15 protein-coding genes and 1 riboswitch are annotated in these 17,483 nt (G+C 61.7%); of the genes, 6 read left to right on the top strand and 9 right to left on the bottom strand.

The window, feature by feature from the left end:
* The first annotated feature begins 51 nt into the window (after positions 1-51).
* The gene (locus ACVOKU_RS12940; RefSeq protein ID WP_481560111.1) at positions 52-453 is read left to right on the top strand and encodes a hypothetical protein; all 402 of its coding nucleotides are present in this window, start codon (positions 52-54) and stop codon (positions 451-453) included.
* Positions 454-885: 432 nt separating this feature from the next.
* On the opposite strand, the gene ACVOKU_RS12935 is transcribed toward ACVOKU_RS12940, so the two are convergent.
* The 5 genes from ACVOKU_RS12935 to ACVOKU_RS12915 form a co-directional block, all read right to left on the bottom strand.
* Entirely contained in the window at positions 886-2,352 is a 1,467-nt protein-coding gene (locus ACVOKU_RS12935) for a hypothetical protein (RefSeq protein ID WP_481560110.1), read from the bottom strand.
* A gap of 3 nt (positions 2,353-2,355) precedes the next feature.
* A complete protein-coding gene (locus ACVOKU_RS12930) occupies positions 2,356-2,886 on the bottom strand; it encodes an ImmA/IrrE family metallo-endopeptidase (RefSeq protein WP_481560109.1) in 531 nt (176 codons plus the stop codon).
* 522 nt (positions 2,887-3,408) lie between these two features.
* Positions 3,409-4,758, bottom strand: a complete 1,350-nt coding sequence (locus tag ACVOKU_RS12925; RefSeq protein WP_481560108.1) for a hypothetical protein — start codon at positions 4,756-4,758, stop codon at positions 3,409-3,411.
* Between the two features lie 5 nt (positions 4,759-4,763).
* Positions 4,764-7,049 (bottom strand): ATP-binding protein, encoded by a 2,286-nt coding sequence (locus ACVOKU_RS12920; protein ID WP_481560107.1) that lies wholly within the window; start codon positions 7,047-7,049, stop codon positions 4,764-4,766.
* A complete protein-coding gene (locus ACVOKU_RS12915; RefSeq protein WP_481560106.1) occupies positions 7,046-8,335 on the bottom strand; it encodes a hypothetical protein in 1,290 nt (429 codons plus the stop codon). Before ACVOKU_RS12915 ends, ACVOKU_RS12920 begins: the two co-directional genes overlap by 4 nt.
* 51 nt (positions 8,336-8,386) lie before the next feature.
* Here ACVOKU_RS12915 and ACVOKU_RS12910 point away from each other — a divergent pair, with 51 nt between their 5' ends.
* The 5 genes from ACVOKU_RS12910 (at position 8,387) to ACVOKU_RS12890 (ending at position 12,814) form a co-directional block, all read left to right on the top strand.
* Positions 8,387-8,722 (top strand): helix-turn-helix domain-containing protein, encoded by a 336-nt coding sequence (locus tag ACVOKU_RS12910; protein ID WP_481560143.1) that lies wholly within the window; start codon positions 8,387-8,389, stop codon positions 8,720-8,722.
* A gap of 46 nt (positions 8,723-8,768) precedes the next feature.
* Positions 8,769-9,959 carry a hypothetical protein gene (locus ACVOKU_RS12905; protein ID WP_481560105.1) on the top strand — a complete coding sequence of 397 codons (1,191 nt, stop codon included), beginning with the start codon at positions 8,769-8,771 and terminating at the stop codon, positions 9,957-9,959.
* 593 nt (positions 9,960-10,552) lie between these two features.
* Positions 10,553-11,128, top strand: a complete 576-nt coding sequence (locus tag ACVOKU_RS12900) for an OmpO family porin (RefSeq protein WP_065174160.1) — start codon at positions 10,553-10,555, stop codon at positions 11,126-11,128.
* 218 nt (positions 11,129-11,346) lie between these two features.
* The gene (locus tag ACVOKU_RS12895; RefSeq protein ID WP_197600148.1) at positions 11,347-12,321 is read left to right on the top strand and encodes a Dyp-type peroxidase; all 975 of its coding nucleotides are present in this window, start codon (positions 11,347-11,349) and stop codon (positions 12,319-12,321) included.
* A 73-nt stretch (positions 12,322-12,394) separates the two neighbouring features.
* The gene (locus ACVOKU_RS12890; RefSeq protein WP_065174162.1) at positions 12,395-12,814 is read left to right on the top strand and encodes a hypothetical protein; all 420 of its coding nucleotides are present in this window, start codon (positions 12,395-12,397) and stop codon (positions 12,812-12,814) included.
* A gap of 16 nt (positions 12,815-12,830) precedes the next feature.
* Here the strand turns inward: ACVOKU_RS12890 and pnuC are convergent, their stop codons facing one another.
* The 4 genes from pnuC to ACVOKU_RS12870 form a co-directional block, all read right to left on the bottom strand.
* A complete protein-coding gene (pnuC, locus tag ACVOKU_RS12885; RefSeq protein ID WP_414487552.1) occupies positions 12,831-13,403 on the bottom strand; it encodes a nicotinamide riboside transporter PnuC in 573 nt (190 codons plus the stop codon).
* A gap of 8 nt (positions 13,404-13,411) precedes the next feature.
* Positions 13,412-15,601 carry a TonB-dependent receptor gene (locus ACVOKU_RS12880; RefSeq protein WP_481560104.1) on the bottom strand — a complete coding sequence of 730 codons (2,190 nt, stop codon included), beginning with the start codon at positions 15,599-15,601 and terminating at the stop codon, positions 13,412-13,414.
* 70 nt (positions 15,602-15,671) lie between these two features.
* Positions 15,672-15,766: riboswitch (TPP riboswitch) on the bottom strand.
* 43 nt (positions 15,767-15,809) lie between these two features.
* Positions 15,810-16,934 carry a phosphotransferase enzyme family protein gene (locus ACVOKU_RS12875; RefSeq protein WP_481560103.1) on the bottom strand — a complete coding sequence of 375 codons (1,125 nt, stop codon included), beginning with the start codon at positions 16,932-16,934 and terminating at the stop codon, positions 15,810-15,812.
* A gap of 123 nt (positions 16,935-17,057) precedes the next feature.
* The gene (locus tag ACVOKU_RS12870; RefSeq protein ID WP_074902303.1) at positions 17,058-17,441 is read right to left on the bottom strand and encodes a glycine zipper 2TM domain-containing protein; all 384 of its coding nucleotides are present in this window, start codon (positions 17,439-17,441) and stop codon (positions 17,058-17,060) included.
* Between the last annotated feature and the right edge of the window lie 42 nt (positions 17,442-17,483).

The following is a 17,483-nucleotide window of genomic DNA, read 5'->3' as shown; positions in this document are numbered from 1 at the left end:
TCCGACATGAAGTCATCTCCGAACAGAAGTTTGAAGAAGGAATCGCAACACATGAATAGCGATGAAATGAAGAAGCTGATCGCTGATATTGAAGCTTCTGAACCGATCAACGATCTCTATGCCAAGGCCCTCAAGTTCGGCTTTCGGCCTGAATGGCGCGATCCGGCGCATAGGCTGGAGCATGTCGCCGCATGCATGACCGCCGTCGGGATTTCGACTGTTTCAGAAGGAGAGCAGATCATCGCTCGCCACGCGGGCGAGCTCGAAGCATTCATGAAGGATGTTTTAGGTAACCGCCCATGGTACCGATGGGAGGTGTCGCCTGGCTTCGTAATAGCTTTTGCACTGATCCTCGATCAGCCGGGAGTCTTTACAGCGGACCGTCTGAAGGAGATGGGCTGGGACGAGGATCCGATTACTCAGGTCCGTAGCGCGCTGGATCGCCGCCGATAGGTCTGCTCGACCAAGTCTGCCTTGGAGACATCGACTGCGCGGGCCCATGAACTAGCTCAGGCTGCGTCCCGCTTCAGCTTTGAAGCGGGCGTAACCGGCGTACATCTCCATGACGACTCGAGGTTCTTACAATACATTGGGGACCACGAGGACAGCATTGAAATCGTCTGGGGCGGAATCCTTGCTGCAAGCAGTAACCGAGAGATCTTGGAGTTCAGTCGGGATCCCCGCAGTGAGGCGAATCCTCCCCTGCTGATCAATACGGGAGCTGCCGGCAACTGCCTCACAACTGCAACAGGTCACAGCCGTTGATTGGGCTTTCAGGAAGTGCGGAATTGCTGCAGCTCAATCGATCGTGGGACCGCAACTGGGCAATCGCACACCCCCCTATCGACACAGCGGGATGGTCAGCCGTAGAACTTGGCGTGCTCGCTAGCCAGTGGGCTGGCTCGGCCTTTTTTTTGCCCGTTGGGACTCAGACTTTGGAGGGGGACCCTTGCTCTGATCACTTCGGCCCGAGCTTCCACCCTTGCGCCCCTTCAGCACGCCGCCGTCCTTTGCAGCGCTGCGCGTACGTGCAGCGCTGCCGACACTTGAGGTCTTCGCAGCTTTAGCGGAGGCTTTCCGCTTGGTCACTTTTGCAGCTTTCAGCTTAATTCCAGGTTTCGCACGCTTGGCCCGCGCTCTGCCAGCAGCCGGCACAGCAAGCGCGGGACGGGCTGCGGGGGAAAATGCCCATTTCAAGAAGGCATTTACATCAAGCACGTGGGTCGGCTCGCCAGCCTCCAGCGTCTGAGCCGACTTCTTACCGACAGTGAGACTCTTCTCCCGGTCAATGAATCGCTCGTTGAGGTCAACGATCGCTTTATCGATGGTGTCCTCATACCTTTGATAGGCCGATGGCTTGTGGGCCAAAAATTCGAGCATTGTGCAGAAGCGATTAGGAAAGTCGCTGATCAGTGCAGAGGTGAACTCATGGATCTGCCCAGGAGTAGGCTTGGGCCTGGCGCTAAGGATATCCTCAGTCGCATGGATCAGGCGATCGGGCTCGACGTCCAACCACAACAGCGGATACGGCGTACCGTCCAATACACCCTTGAGCGAATGTCGCCCGTCGAAGTGGAATCTGAACTTGGAAATAGGGAACTTCGGGATCCGCTCGGGGCCTGCCTTCACACGTGCGCATTCAAGGCTGAGCATGTGCGCCAGCTCCACCGATAACATGAGCTTTCTGGCCGTGGCTGCGGTGCCGACGCGAAAACCGGTATCAATCGATTGACCGACGAAATCACGCGACACGTCCGGGGACTTGTTCTGGAAGTCCTCGAACAGACGATCATTCTCCCACTCGAAGTCTTCTTCAGCGTCAACCGTAGCGATGGCTTCCGCAGATACTTCGACCGCACCTTGTGCCGCCAGGCTCACTCCCTGGCTGACAACGGTACGGAGCAAGATTTCTCGATTGCGAATGGGGAAGTCAGCCAGCCATGCGGAGGACTTCAAATCCAAGGATCCTGCCTTCTTTAGCAGCTCGCGTAGATCATCTAAAACACGCAGCCACACACTCATGCAAATCAGCGCTTCTCGCGGATCTGCGATTTCCTTTGTGAACAGCACCTCGTCGCCGATTGTCTTCCACAGTTCGGGAGTCGCCTGGCCCATGTTTCGGACACATTCGGACTCTCGGAACTCATTGATCATCTGCGCCCAACGCAATTCAAAGAATCGCTCGGCAACGGTGTAGAAGGACCGGACGATGCTGAACCATTGATGGTTGAACTCGTGGCCAGGGCGCTGCTTGAACGCGGTGGAACCCACTATGTCAGCACTCATGAACAGCCTAAGCTTTGGCTTAAGCGATTCACGCACTCCTTCCTTGGGCTGCGCTTCCTCGGCCATCTTTTAGATCAGGCTGAGGGACTGGGCTCTCACGCGAGCGGCGCTGGGCGACACCTTGAAATGCTCCGCGACCTTCAATATATCCCCGCCCAAGCTGGTGTACACAGCACGGAACGTGTCAGTGGGCATCAAGAACGCAGCAGCGAACCAGTTGGCTTCAAACTCGGTTTGATCACTGCCATAGCGCTGAGCACGCATATGCGTGATCTTCTTGCCCGTAGTCTTCCTGTTGTGCAGCAGGTAGTGCAGGACGTAGTGACCCAGCTCGTGGGCGATGGTGAACCTATCGCGTAACGGACTGGTGTTCAGCGGGATGTTTATTGTGAACTTGCTGGGCTCGATTCTGATCGAGCCAGAATCGGAGTCATCCTCACCTAAGTCGCCATAGACGATTTCACCTCCGAGCCTCTCCACGATCGGCTCAATCGGTTCGCCTGGGCCAAAGCCCAGCTCCCTTGCCACATCAGCAGCAAGCGCTGAAACGTCGACACGGTTCCAACGCAGCGGTTTCGGCGAATCCCAAGTGATCGTCATGATCGTCCCCATCAGTGAAGAAAATTGTATCACCCTGCCTTGTTGGGAAGTAAAACACCCTAAGGTCGCACCGGCTGCGAACGGTCGGTATCGCCGCGGCCACCATGTTGACAGGGGGGGGGGGCGCACAAAGGCCCCTTGTCTGCCAGGATGTGCCTGCATTGTGCTACCAACAATTTGCTGGAACCTGGTAGAACCTTGTGTGAAGGGCATCTGGCGTCAACGGGCAGCGTCTGCAACGCCGTCCCGACAATGGCATCGGCCGGGAAAGCTGAACGAGCCATGCAGGTTGTGCCAGGCCGGGCAGAACAATTGTGACACCCCTCTCAGGGGCCCTAGGGCGCGGTCGTCCTGACGTAATTGCGCAGATTGAGAATCATCCGCAATTTCTGCCGAGCGGCCCGGCCTCCTCTTTCAGCGCACCTTCGCCCCCCTTTGCCCTGCCCGCAGCCAAGCAAAGGATCTCAGCGCCTCGTCCGTTCCCCAGCGCCAGGTGCGGGCGTCAGCCTTCCCAACTGCCGATTAGCAGCCGCAGGCGGGGGCGTCTTGATTGGCTGCCCCCGGGTTACCAGCAGCAACCGGGGGCACCGGTGGCATCAATGCTGCCGGGACACGTGGTAGCCCGGAGCGGTGACTGTACGCGGCGTAGCGCTCGGCAACCCTGGTGATGAACGGAGCGAGCACGCGACCGACGCGCTCGCCTGGTACGTCGGCAAACTTTTTCATGTGCAACGTCCGGAACTTGAACAGTATGGTCTTTTCGTTGTGCAGGGCGAAGACGATTGCCTCCCCGTCATGCTCAGCGAAGTTACCTTGATCGTGCTTGGCAAGCTTTGCCAGATTTTCATCGGACACGATCGTACCTTTGATCAGGTGCATCCAGGAGTCGGTTACGTTCTCACGTTTGACGCAGTCGCATGCCGGACGGATATTGAGCAGGTAGCGGGGATTGTTTTTGTTCTCGTCATAGTAAAGATCACCGGTACTAAATGCATCCGGATCCAACAACTCCTTGGGCAGAAGCCTTTCAGCTTGCAGAACCTCGTACAGAGCCTTGCGGTAGCAGGCGTCGTTAACGCTGAAATGCTCCATAGCATTGTCAGAAAATTCATCCAGATTGGCGGTCAATGCCTTCATTCGCGCGCCCACCATTCGGCTGATCAGCTCTCCCAACTCCGGTGCTGGCGGAACCCCATCTTTCTTGAAGCCGTTCCAGAAGATCACCGGCCAGTACTTATTCTTGTCATGGAATTCTCCAAACAGCTGGTTGATCGCCTGCGTCTGGTTACGCTCCCATTCCTTGAGCACAAGCGCCGAGGGCGTCTGCTTGATCCATTCATCCAGAACCTCAAACAGGTTGGCACCCACTTGCGACTTATGCTTGATCAGAATGTGGGACCCGTTATCTTCCCCAATCACGCCGCCGGCCGTTAGAACTTCCGTAACACGTTCGACGTCATCGTTTGTGAAGATGAAGACTGGGGCGTGCCGGCGCTCACGGAGCTTCTTCAGGAAGTCGACGTTCTCCTGCTCATAGTCGTCTTCCAAAGCCTGGCCGATCTGAAGCCCCCTGACATCAAAGTTTGGTCGACCGTCTTCCGCCTCTTCGTCATCGAGCTTGCTACCGTGAAGGTTCCAATCCATCACGAAGAAGGCTGCGTTGGCGAAGTTGTCCAGCTCCTCGTCCCGGGTCGGAAGCTTGGTGAGCGTCAGCGCATGGCCACCCGCCGCCTCAATGGCTCCGAGGATATCGTGGATGGAGTCGTTTTCCTGCCGCGGCTGGCGAGTGATTCCATCATCGATTACAACTGCAATGCCCTTGAACAGCCCCTGTGATACGGCCGCTGCCGGATCCTGTCGAACAGCATTCATCGTTCCTATTCCTTTACAAACGAGATGGTGAGATTTGCACCAGGCAGAATCCTCTGCTTCGGCTCCGTGACATCGATGGTGTACTCGTGCCTAGCCAGCAACTGGCGGGCGATGTACAAGCCCAGCCCACGGCCGTCCTCGCCCTTGCCCGAGAAGAAGGGCTCGAAGATGAAGCCAAGGTCATCCGTCCTGAAGCCGGGACCACTATCGGCAAAAGTCAGCGTGTTGTTGTCGCCGTCAAGCACTACCAGGATTGATCGCGGCGGGTCGCGGCCCTCCAGCCAATAGCAGGCGTTGTCGAAAAGGTTAAGGAACACCTGCAGCAGCACCGCGTCAGTCGTACTGACCGTCAGCGGCGAACCCAAGGTCTGGACGTCGTACTCAATCCCTCGCTTTCGCATCATGCTCGCGTACAGCCGTTGCACCTTGGCAAGCACGTCTGCGACGCGAATCGGTTTGCGCTTCTGCTTAGTCGATCGGAACAGCCTCTGCATGTCCGTCATCGAGCCTTCGACAAAAGAGATCATTCCTCGCAGCGAGGTCAGTTCCTGAGCAAGATGCGCAGCGGAGACAGGCTTGCCCGCGCGAGTCAGGTCCATCAGATCGTTGATGACCCGGTACATCGACTCGATGCTCAACATCAGGTCGTGCGACGCAGCTTCCACCGACAAGCCGACGCCGGCCAAGTGCTCGGTATCTTCAGCGCGCTTGACCAGATACCGACGTTCAGAGAGGTAGTTGCGCTTGGCCTCGCCCAGGCTACTGGTTGCCTGGGCTTGATCCCCTTCCGCCAGCGCATCCGAGACTTCGTCAAGGCTTTTCTCCACCGCGTTCTCGGTGTGTACGGCGATGTCCTGAGAGTTCTTCTTGATACGGACGAGCTTGTCGTATGGATCCTTGCGTACCCACGCCAAGAAGATCTGAATCAGATTTCTGAAATCGTCGGTGGCATCACCCACTTCCACCAAGCCTTCGCGACTGGTCTTATCACGTAGGTTGGGATTTCCCTCCTGGCTAATCTCCACAACGCCAACAGTCTGGTCATTGCTGACGAACTCGCTGGCCTTGACCGTGCCTCGCCGTACGTCGATTTCCAGCCAGTCATCGCTTGGGTCCCCATAGGGGTATACCCGAATGCCGTCGCGGTACAGATAAATTCGATGCTCTCGTATCTGCTCCTTCTCTGCCTTGGTGAGAGAGTGGTGCTCCGCCGCGTCACTGGCAAAATTGAAGATGTAGAATTTGAACTTGAACGATCCGCACGCAGTGGCCCTTCCAGCCAACTCGTTGGTCACCTTGTCTGGAAGGAAGTATTTGTCTCGATAGATCTTCAGGCCTGAAAGCGCAGGATCCGTCAACCCCAGCGAGTCGTGCTTGTCATTGATGACGAAGTCGAACTTTCGGGCAGGCTCGTTGTATTCGCCCTGGATACGGAAGACAGTCTTCTCTTCCAGCAGGGTCTGGAGCTCTTCTTCCGAATCGCTCGCAAACTCCTCCAGAGTTTCATCACGGTAGATGAATATCTGAAAGTCATCCCGCCTTTTCTTTGCCGTTGCTGCTGGCTGGGATGGTTGCGCATCATTCTCGGTTGCAATGATGCGCTCAAAGATCGACTGCAGCCGGCCCAAATCCCGATGAACCTCCTCCACCCGCCTCCGGGTCCAGGATCCCTGAAGGTGGGATATCTCCAAGCGAGTGCCCTGGGCCCGACGGGCTACCACCGACTCACCGAGTTGGATCTTCCCCCGATCTATCTGTTCAGCCGGATTGATCTCCGAGAGTGTCATCCTGAGCTCGTCAAGGAACAGCCCCTGGTTGGCACTCAGGAAATCCTCGTCATAGGCCGAGACGTCAAGCTTGAGCACCAACTCTGAGGGTGATGATTTGGCGCGGGTTGTCATCTCCACGCAACGGCCAAGCTTCAGTAGGGCGAAACGGCCGATGCCCTTTTCGCCTTGGATGATCCGGCCCTTCTTAGTTGTTCTGCGCTGGCGCTTCTTCTCTACCAGCTTGCCAGGCGTGGCTGGGTTCACCCAGTGGTTTTCAATGACATCCCGGCTCATACCCACGCCGTCATCCTCAATGATGATCTTGGCGTTGGCTCCCATTGCCTGGAAGTCTTTGTTGAAATTCTGGAAGGTCAGCTTGACCCAGCTGGCGTCGGCGTCATACGCATTCTTGATGAGCTCAACCAAGGCTACCCGCTCATTCTTGATGAGCTGGTCGCCGAGCATGGTGAGCAGCCGGGCGTATGGTCGGAACTTCAGTGGCTTTGCTTTAGTTCGTTTCATCTGTGGGCCATGAGCACATACTCGTGTGCGTAAATGTGATTGGACGTTCGTGTCCTGCTGAACTTACCGGTGGTGGTACGGAAAGGCGTGGCGGCCTTGTTGGAGATGGTTCTCTTGGCCGCCCGGACAGCACTGAAGCCTGCACGCAGCAGTGACTCGGTCAGGTGACTGGCGTTATCCACATCCACCCCACGGTACTGGGTGTTCCCTATCACGAACATGGCGATGCCACCTGGGCGAACAACGCGCTTGGAGCGCTCAGCGATGGCCTGCATGTCGACAAAGTAGTTGGCGACAGACTGAGCGGCCCGTTTGTCCTGCTCGTAAAGCGAGAAGACTGTGCGCGTGGCAGTCCTATTGAGATCCCGCACACCCCTTGCCAGTCGGAAATCGTGCTGTGTGCTCCCAATTGACCCCTGACGCAGTAGGCGATGGTCTTGGGTATAGCCCAAGAACAACGAGGAGAGCTGGTGAAGATCCGCGTATTCATAGGACGTCACGTAAGGGGGGCTTGTGACTAACAAATCTACGCCACGACGCGGCAGCGTCACGTCCAGGGCACTCCCCAATTCAATAACGGCAGCAGGACTTGCGGACAGGTCACCCGCTTCTTCAATCGCCCGGGCTGTCCCTAAAGCCTGACGCTTAAAAGTGGCCAGCACACTTGGTGGAACCTTGTTGCGGTCCAGAGTCGGCTTGATTGCTCTTTGCTGCCATTGCGAGCAGGGCTTGAGAATGGCCGAGAACGTGCACAGGAAGGCATCGTGCAGCGGTGACTGCTCAGGCACGACAGCGTTGATGGCATTAAGAACCCGGGCGAGGTCGGCAAACTGCTGCGGCAGGAACCAGCGACGAAGCCTTTCACGCGCCGAGTCGGCCAATGCGATGTCGGGTCGGGCCTTGGGCGCGCGCTTGAGGATGACTGCGAGAGCATCGCCGAACTCATCTGCGCATAAATTGGCACTCTTCGTTCGTGCGATGAGGGTCGCCACAGGGTTAATGTCACAGCCCCAAAAACCAAGTCCCTGACGCCGAGCTTCGTGGGCAACCGTTCCACACCCGCAGAAGATATCCCCCATCGTCTTTACACGAACGCCCGCACTGACCGCGTAGCTAATGCCACGCTCGGCAAGGAATGCCGGGAATTTGGCTGGATATGGATGTATCCGATGCATGCGAGGTTCTTTGGCCGCATGCGTATCCCACGCTGCATCCATGGGAGCCTCGGCCAGTGGCCGCTCCCATAGCTGCCCAATATCCGTGATGTCCACGAACTGCCTATCCATAGCGTTTCCCCTGTGTGCTGATCGTAGGTTAAAAAGCGCCCCTTGCATAGTATGCACATGGTGCATATCATTCAAGTTATGCAACCGCCCTCCCACCCCACTACCGCGGATGTCGTCCGCCGAGCCAGGCTTAAGCTGGGTATGAATCAGGCTTCTTTCGGCAGAATGATGGGAAAATCCCAAGGCGTGATATCTCGATACGAGAAAGGGGTGGTGGAGCCTCCCGGCGAGGTGACAATGCATTGTATGAATATCCTGAATGGCGAAAACGGTACCGTGCGACCTACGGGCTCTTTGGATGAGTTGGTAACCGCACTCGAGGCAACACTGGACCTGGTGCGGTCGCTCCGAGACAGGTCCGTAGGTCTCACCCCACGCGCTCCCTGACAGCGATAATTCCCATCAGCCAAGGCAGGCTTAGGACTCTGATCACATGCACACTCGCACCGTCCATCCATTTCCGGCCCGCATGGCACCGGAATTGGCACTCAGTTCTTTGGTCGCGCTGCCGGCCAACAGCGTGGTTCTTGATCCAATGGCCGGGTCGGGAACAGTGCTGCGGCAAGCCCTCTCACTCGGCCACACGGCAATTGGCTTTGACATGGACCCCCTTGCGGTTTTGATGAGCCGCGTATGGACAGCACACTTTGACGCAGACGTCGTGCGCGCCGAGTTGGAGTCTGTGCTTTCAGAGGCTGCCACCGTGGACCTGCGTAGCGCTCGCCTTGCATGGCAGGACGATGAGACCCTGGAGTTCATCCGCTATTGGTTTGGTGCCGCGCAACGCCGCGAGCTGACGCGCTTGGCTATCGTGTTCGATCGCCGCCGCAAGTCCATCCGGTCCATATTGCGGCGCTCGGCCTTGGACATTCTGCAAGTCGCTCTCAGCCGGATCATCGTCACCAAAGAACAGTGCGCTTCGCTGGCGCGGGATACGTCACACAGCCGACCCCACCGTGTAGCGTTGGTTTCCGACTATGATGTAGTTGATGGCTTCAAACGGTCGGCAGCCCAGTTGCTCACCCGCCTTGTCAATAATCAGTCCGCTAACCACGAACATGGTCAAGTGCAGGTCACGCTTGGAGATGCGCGCTCTATAAGCCTGCAGGATCGCAGTGTGGACGCGATCATGACCTCCCCCCCTTACCTGAACGCTATCGACTACATGCGCGGACATCGCCTCTCGCTGGTTTGGCTCGGCCACAGCATTGGCGAACTTCGAAGTATCCGCTCCAGCACGATTGGGGCTGAGCGCAGCTTTGATGCGCAGTGCTCAATCGCCGACACGATCGCAACGGCGATGTGTGACCTGGATCGGCTTGAGTCCAAGCAGCGAAAGATGGTGATCAGATACGCTGGGGATCTGGAGCGCATGATGCAGCAAGCCGCCCGCGTGTTGCGCCCCGGCGGCACGGCGACCTATGTGCTGGGCAACTCCTGCCTGAAAGAAGTATTTATCCGCAACTCGGAGGGCGTTGCAAAAGCAGGCATCCAGGCCGGGCTGTCTCTGATTAAGGTTGCAGAGCGCGATCTGCCTGCAGGCAGTCGCTATCTGCCACTGACCCAGAGTGGAAGTCTGTCAAAGCGAATGCGCACTGAGACCATTCTCACGTTCGCCCGGTAAGGCTGCGAGCCGCCGCCCGCCGAATAGGACGTCCTTGCGCAGACTCAGCCGTGCCACCAGTGGCTGAGTGGTGTCGTGTGTTCTCTTGGCGGGAAGCACCGATCATCGGCAAGAGGCGTATTTAGCGTTGCGGCGACAGCGTCCGATCCATAGCGGACGTTACCGTGGCGATGTCGACCTCCACTGCTCCGGATTCGGCACCAGGGAACAGAATGCTTCGTCCGACCTTCACTGCCCCGGCCTTCCAAAAGCCACGTGAGGCTCTCCCCCATTGGTTAAGGGTCTTCCCGCCAGGGCCGTTGGCGAGGGCCAATGACCGGCGGACGCGAGACCCACCCTTGGCTACCTGCAACCAAAGGTTTTCAGCCCTTGCGCAACCATAGGTTGAGCAAACGTGCAAACCTATGGTTGCCCATCTACTGACGACCAGCGGCAGAGTTCCCTGAACAGCAACTTCATTCATGTACCGGTCAGTTCAATATTCAGGGCTGATTTCGCCAACAAACGGATAATTCACACCTGTCGACCGCCTCTCCTCTCTCCCCCTCCCGGGAGGCGGTCGACGAAACCAAAATAATTAAAGGTGTGTCCCGATGAACAAGAATTCGCTGCTTGCCCTGGGTCTGCTGGCTGCCCTGCCGTTCGCTGCATCGGCTGCCGATGGCCTGTCGTACAACTACGTTGAAGGCGGCTACGTGAACACCGATGCCAAGGGCGGCGACGCCGATGGCTGGGGCGTGAAGGGCTCGGTGGCCGTCCACCCGAACTTCCACATCTTCGGCGACTACAGCGCGCAGGAAACCGACCGCTTCAAGAATGACGTCGACCAGTGGCGCCTGGGTGTCGGCTACAACTACGGCATCGCGCCGAACACCGACCTGGTGGCCCGTGTGGCCTACCAGAAGTACGACGAGAAGCGCGGCCTGGACTTCAATGGCTACTCCACTGAAGTGGGCGTGCGCACCGCGTTCAACCCGTATCTGGAAGGCTACGCGCTGGCCGGCTACGAAGATTTCAGCAAGAAGCACGGCTACAACCCGGACGGCGAGTTCTACGGCCGCGTCGGTGCCACCGCCAAGTTCAACCAGAACTGGGGCCTGAGTGGCGAAGTGAAGCTGGCCAAGGCGGGCGACCGCGAGTGGTTCGTCGGCCCGCGCTTCACCTGGTAAGAAACGCTCTGTCGTTAGTGCGTGTAACTGGCGTGTGACTCTCTCTCTCCCGCACGCCATCGAAGCCCGGCCTCGCGCCGGGCTTCACTTTTCTGCGCCCCAAGCGGCTGGCGCGCGACTGAGAACCGCTCCGTCGCAGCGGAAGCCGTTCCGCTATGATCGCCCGCACATCGCTGCACCATGCGCGATGCGCCCGCCTCAAGCCCGCAGGAACTGCCGTGAATTCCCAGCCCGCACCGATCACCGCCCTCAATCACACGCTCGACAACGAGCCGCAGCAGATCACTGCGCCGTTGACCCACTCGGCCGCCTTCCTGGTGCTGAAGGTGAAGGATGATGCGGACTCGATCGCGAAGGTGCGCGACGTGCTGGCCAGCACCGATGACCTGATCAAGAACACGGCCATCCGCGAGATCGAACGGACCTTCACCTGCAATGTGGCGATCGGCCACCGTGTGTGGCAGCCGCTGGTTGGCAGCACGCCGCCGCGCGAGCTGCATCCGTTCCGCGAGATCAGGGGCGCCACCCACACCGCGGTGTCCACCCCGGGCGATCTGCTGTACCACATCCGGGCACGCACGATGGACCTGATCGTGGCGTTCGAGCGCAACCTGCTGATGGCGTTCGGCGATGCGGTGGAGACGGTCGATGAAGTGGCCGGCTTCCGCTATTTCGACGGCCGCGACCTGCTCGATTTCGTTGACGGCACCGCCAATCCGGAAGGGTTGTCGCTGCCGGACGCCACGATCGTCGGCGACGAGGATCCCGCGCATGCCGGCGGCAGCTACGTGGTGGTACAGAAGTACCTGCACAACCTCGACGCATGGCGCGCGCAGAAGACCGAGGTGCAGGAGGCGATCATCGGCCGCACCAAGCACGACAACACCGAGCTGGACGATGCGCCGGCCGACGCGCAGAAGTCGCACAAGACGCTGTGCACCATCGAGGACGCCGACGGCGAGCACGACATCCTGCGCGACAACATGCCCTTCGCCAACCCGGGGCGCGGTGAGTACGGTACGTACTTCATCGGCTACACGCGCCGCCTGTGGGTGATCGAGAAGATGCTCGAGCGCATGTTCATCGGCAACCCTGCGCCGCTGCATGACCGCATCCTGGACTTCTCCACCGCGATGACCGGCGTGACCTTCTTCGCGCCTTCGCGCAAGGTGCTGGCCGACCTGGGCGGGTGATGCCTGCCCGCCATCTGCCTGTCATCCGCGCCGCCGACGATGGAGCGCTGGACGACTGCATGAGGGTGCTGCCATGGAATCCGTACTTCGCGCCGACCGCCGCCGCTGGTGGCGACCGCTGGCATCGCTGATCGGCCTTCTGGCGCTGGGCGGCGCCGGGGCCGTCTCGGCCGAGGAGGCTCCACCACACTGGATGGCCTACGCCGCCACGGCAGGCAGTGAGCTGCAGCAGCGCCTGCAGCAGGAGCAGGACCCGAAGGTGCAGCGCGTGCTGGCCTGGCTGCAGGCGCACCCGCAGGTGCCCACGCCGCTGCCGGTCAGCCTCTGGATCGCAGCCGATGGCCGCATCGCGAAACTGGAATTCGACAGTCTCGGCGATGCGCAGGCGGACGCGGATCTGCGCGCGACGCTGCAGTCGGCGCCGCTGTCGTCGGCGCCACCGGCCGACATGCGCCAGCCGTTGCGGTTGGGGCTGGTGCTGCAGCCGAAGTGAAGTGCACTGCGCGGCACTACCGCGCCGGCAGCAGCTCGCGCTCCCGCGCCGCCGCACTCCAGGCGCGCAGGCCGAATACCGCCAGCCCCAGGAAGAACACATACAGCGCGGCCGTGACGTGCAGCGACTTGAACAGGTACGCGCCCACATAGACCACGTCCACCCCGATCCACACCCACCAGCACGCCACATGGCGGCGCGCCTGCCACCACTGGCCGACCAGACTCAGGGCGGTCAGCATCGCGTCCAGCCATGGCAGCGCGGCATCGGTGAAGGTGTGCATGACCGTACCCAGCGCCACGCCACCGCACAGGCCGATGATCAGGTCACGCAGCAGTTTTCCGCGTGCCAGCGGCACGATGCGGATGCTGCCCTCGTCGGCGGCGTGCTGGCGCCAGTTGATCCAGCCATAGACCAGGAAGCCGGCGAAGGCGACCTGCAGCAGCGTGTCGGAGTACAGCTTTGCCTCGGCAAACACCAATCCGTACAGCGCCACCGACAGCAGGCCGACCGGCCACGCTGCCAGCCGCCGGCGCGCCATCAGCCATACGCCCAGCACGCTGCACAGCGCGGCGGTCCACTCGAGCACGGCGCCGTTCACAGCGCGAACGTCACCGACAGGCGCGCCTGTCGCGGTGCGCCGGGGAACAGGTAGTAGTCACCGCCGCTGCTGCCGGTGTCGCGCCAGTAGAAGCGATTGAACACGTTGTCCACCGACAGGTTCCAGGTCACGGCGCGCTCATGCACGCGGTGGCGGAAGCGCAGGCCGGTATCGAACACCGAATAGTCCGGCGCGCGTACGCCGCCGTCGGCACGGGCCACATTGGCGGCGGCATAGCGCCAGCCACCGGTGACATCCAGGCCCTGCACGAACGGCAGCGCGTAGGCCAGATGCACACTGGCGCGTACCTTCGGCACGTTCACCAGCTGATGGCCTTCCTGGCCCGGCGTTCCGGTATCGCGTGCACGCGCCTGCAGCACACTGGCGCTGGCGACGATCTGCAGCGCATCGGTCAGCTGGCCGTTGGCGGTCAGCTCCAGGCCGGTATGGGTCTGCGTGCCGCGCTCGACGAAGGTGTAACCGGCATCGCTGTCATCCGGCATGGCGTACTGGTAGGGCTGCGAGATGCGGAACAGCGCGGCGCCCAGGGTGAGCGAGGCAGCCGGCACGTACTTGACGCCGGCTTCCAGCTGCCGTGACTGCACCGCCGGCAGGAAGGCATCGGCGTTGGAGGTCCAGAACGGTGCCTCCTGGCCCAGCGCAATGCCGCGCACATAACTGGCGTACGCATTGAGCTGGTCGGTGGCCTTCCATACCAGCGCGGTCTGCGGCAGGAAGCGCGACAGCCGGCTGTGCCGCTGCGGCGTGCCGCGCTTGTCGTACGCGCGCTCGTCCAGGCGGACGAAGCGGCCACCGGCCAGCCACTGCCAGTCATCGCCGAACTGCATGCGGTCCAGCGCGAACACGGCGGTCTGGCGGCTGTCCAGACGCCGTGCGGACGGGCCGGGCATCAGCGGCGAGGGCTCGTACACCGGCACCTGCGTGTCGTGGATGTTGCTGCTGCCTACGTACTCGTTGACGCTCGGTCGCCTGTCCACCGTGCGGCGGAACGTGTCGGCGCCGACCGTCAGCTGGTGGCCGACGCTGCCGGTGTCGAAGCGGCCACGCAGCTCGGCACGTGCCTGCTGGTTGCGGCGGGTATCGTCCGGACTGCGGTAGTCGTAGATGTCGTAGTCGCCGTTGGGGGCAAAGTAGTTGCCGGGCACGCTGCCATCAGCGCACGCGTCGGCGTAGTAGCAGCCATAGGCGAAGGCGACGTTGTCGTCGATGACCGAGCGGCTGTGGCCCACCGACAGCCGCGACTGCCAGTGCTCGTTGAAGTCGTAGGTGTGCACGGCGGTGATGTTGGTGCTGGCGATCTCCACCGGGCGCTGCCACGGCTGATAGCCCAGCAGGTGCTCGCGGTCGACGCCACGAGGCAGCTCCCGTGCGCCCAGCAGCTGGTAACCGGACACCGAGCGCTGCGAACTGGTCTGGTAGTTGGCGTCCACTTCCAGCTTGCCGCGCTCGCCGATCAGCCAGTCCGCTGCAAGCGAATAGAAGTTGCGGCGGCCGTCGGCGTGCTCGACGTAGGACTCGCTGCCCTCCCAGGCGGCATTGAGGCGGATGCCGAAACGCGGCGTGATCCAGTGGCCGACATCGACGGCGGCATAGCGCGAGCCTTCCGAATCGGTGCCAAGGGTAGCCGTGCGCACTTCCGCCGGGCGCTTGCCGATGTAGTTGATGATGCCGCCGGGTGCCATCACCCCCGCGGCGAGGCCGGCTTCACCCTTCAGGATCTCCACCGCCTGCACGTTCTCCAGCGCCAGCCGCTGTTCGCCGGCGATGGCCAGGCCGTTGAAGCGGTAGCCGGTGGCGGCATCGAGCGCGAAGCCGCGGATGGCGACGTTCTGGTAGTAGCCCACCGGCGCGTAGGCATCACCGAGCGAGGCGTCATTGCTGGCCAGTTCGGACAACGAGCGCACCTGTCGACGGTCGAGGTAGTCGCGTTCGAGCACGTTCACCGAGGCCGGGGTGTCCTTCCAGGAGCCGGCGCCGAATGCACTGACCCGCGCGCTGTCGGCCGCCGGCCTGCCGGCCTGCACGCGGACCGCTGCCAGCTCGGTGGGCGAACGTTCGCCGCTGTCGGCTGCCACGTCGGGGGAGGCTCCAGCCTCGCTGGCATGCAGTGGCAGCGCGGCACAGAGGGCGAGAGCGAGCAGGGTGGGACGCAGGCAGCGGTTCATTCGATTCGTCTTCGGACAACAGGGGAGACGAAGCGACGGCGCGCAGGTGCACCGGCCCGGAACGGGGGTGTGGCTGCGGCTCAAAGCTCCCTACGCCGGTGCAAACCGGATCAGGTTCCAAGGGACTCTCTCAGCCTGCAGATCCAGGCACCCCCGCTTCAGGCCGCTATTTCACTACAGATGGCAGGGATTTGCGAGCCGATGCCCTTCAGGTGGCGGCATGCAGCGCCTGCAGCAGGGCCTGGCCGGGTGCGCTGGCGAACCACGCGGCATGGCCCAGCATGAAGGGATACCAGGCGACATCGGCGTTCGCCGTCGAGCCGGTGATGCCTTCGAAGTACTCCACTTCAGACAGTGCGAAGTCGAAGTGGACCATCGGCAGCAGGTCCGCCAGCAGGTGCAGGCGGGTGGCCGACAACGGCAGCACTTCGCGGTAGCCGTCGAGCAGGGCCAGCGCGATGTCGATGCGCACCGCCTCATGGCCCCGCTCCAGCTCCAGCCAGGCCACGGCATTGCGCTCGATCGCGGTGGCCAGGTCGAACAGCGCGCTGGTGGGTGAGGCGAGGCCGAAATCCAGCACGGTGCTGACGTCGTCGCCGCGCCACAGCAGGTTGGACACATGCCAGTCGTTGTGCGCCCACAGCGGCGGCTCGGCGGACAGGCGCTCGGCCAGGCCGGCATGCCAGGGCAGGACGTCGCGGCGCAGCTGCGCCTGCCACGGAATCCGTGCCAGGTAGCGGGCCAGTCCCGGGCGGTCGGGAAGACCCGCTTCCAGCACGCCGATGGGGTCGGCGGCGCGGATCAGCTCATCGCGTGCCACCAGGACATGCGTGCTGCGCTGTGGGGCCTGGTAGCTGGCGGCGGCCTGATGCAGCCGGGCCAGCATGCGTCCGGCAGAACGCGCCCGTGCGGTGTCCGTCAGCAGCGTCCAGGAGGCGGCGTCGCGGTACAGATCGTCACCCCCCCCCGGCGAATGCAGCTCATAGGTCCACGGCCCATGCTCGATGGCGCTGTCACCTCCGGCGGTGGGCAGAACCTTCACCACCGGCACGCCGGCAGCGTCCAGATGGGCGATGAAGCGGTGTTCCTCCTGCAGGCAGGCGGCACTGCGCACGCTGCGGTGGTGGCGCTTGATGAACACCCGGCCGCGGCTACCCTCGACCAGCGCGGCGGCCGACAACGGCCGGGGGCTGTGCCAACGCAGGGCGCTGTCCGCGTCCAGCACCGGATAACGGCGGGCCAGCCAGGCAACCTCGGCTGCATCGATCGCGGGCCAGTCGGCAGCGACCTCATCGTTGTTGAGGCCCTGCACGCGGTGGGCGGTGGAGGTCATGCGGGGGCCGGGGGCAAAGGAGTGATCCAGGGCTGCGCATTCAACGCCATGGACGGCCCGGACGCAAACGGGCGGGTCATCGACCCGCCCGTTGCCGGTGATGCCGGGCAGCGCCGGCGAGGGTTACCAGCCGCGGTGGCGACCGCGGTCGTGGTAGTAGCGGCGATCGCTGTCGCGCCAGCGGCGGTCATGACCGCGGTCCCGATAGCCATAGCCCCGGTCGTAGCCGCGCTGGTAGCCGCGGTCGTAGCGGCGGTCATAACGACGGTCGTGGCGGTCCGGGGTGGTCAGGTTGCCGATCGCGCCGCCGGCCACGGCACCGCCGACGGTGGCGGCCGGATCGCCATTGGAGATCAGGTGGCCGGCGACGCCGCCCACCACCGCACCGACGACGGTGCGCTTGTCCTTCCTCGACATGGCGCTGGCGTCGCTGACCACGGCGACACCGGCCAGCAGGGCCAGGGCCATCGCCACGCCACGGAAGCTGAGAGCGGAAGTACTGAGCATGTTCGGTTCTCCTGTAGGGGCATGCCACGGTGGGCAGGGAGG

This window comes from Stenotrophomonas sp. STEN147 (genome assembly GCF_056757995.1).
Note: the sequence above shows the minus strand (reverse complement) of the source record. Positions and strands in the feature narration are given on the sequence as shown.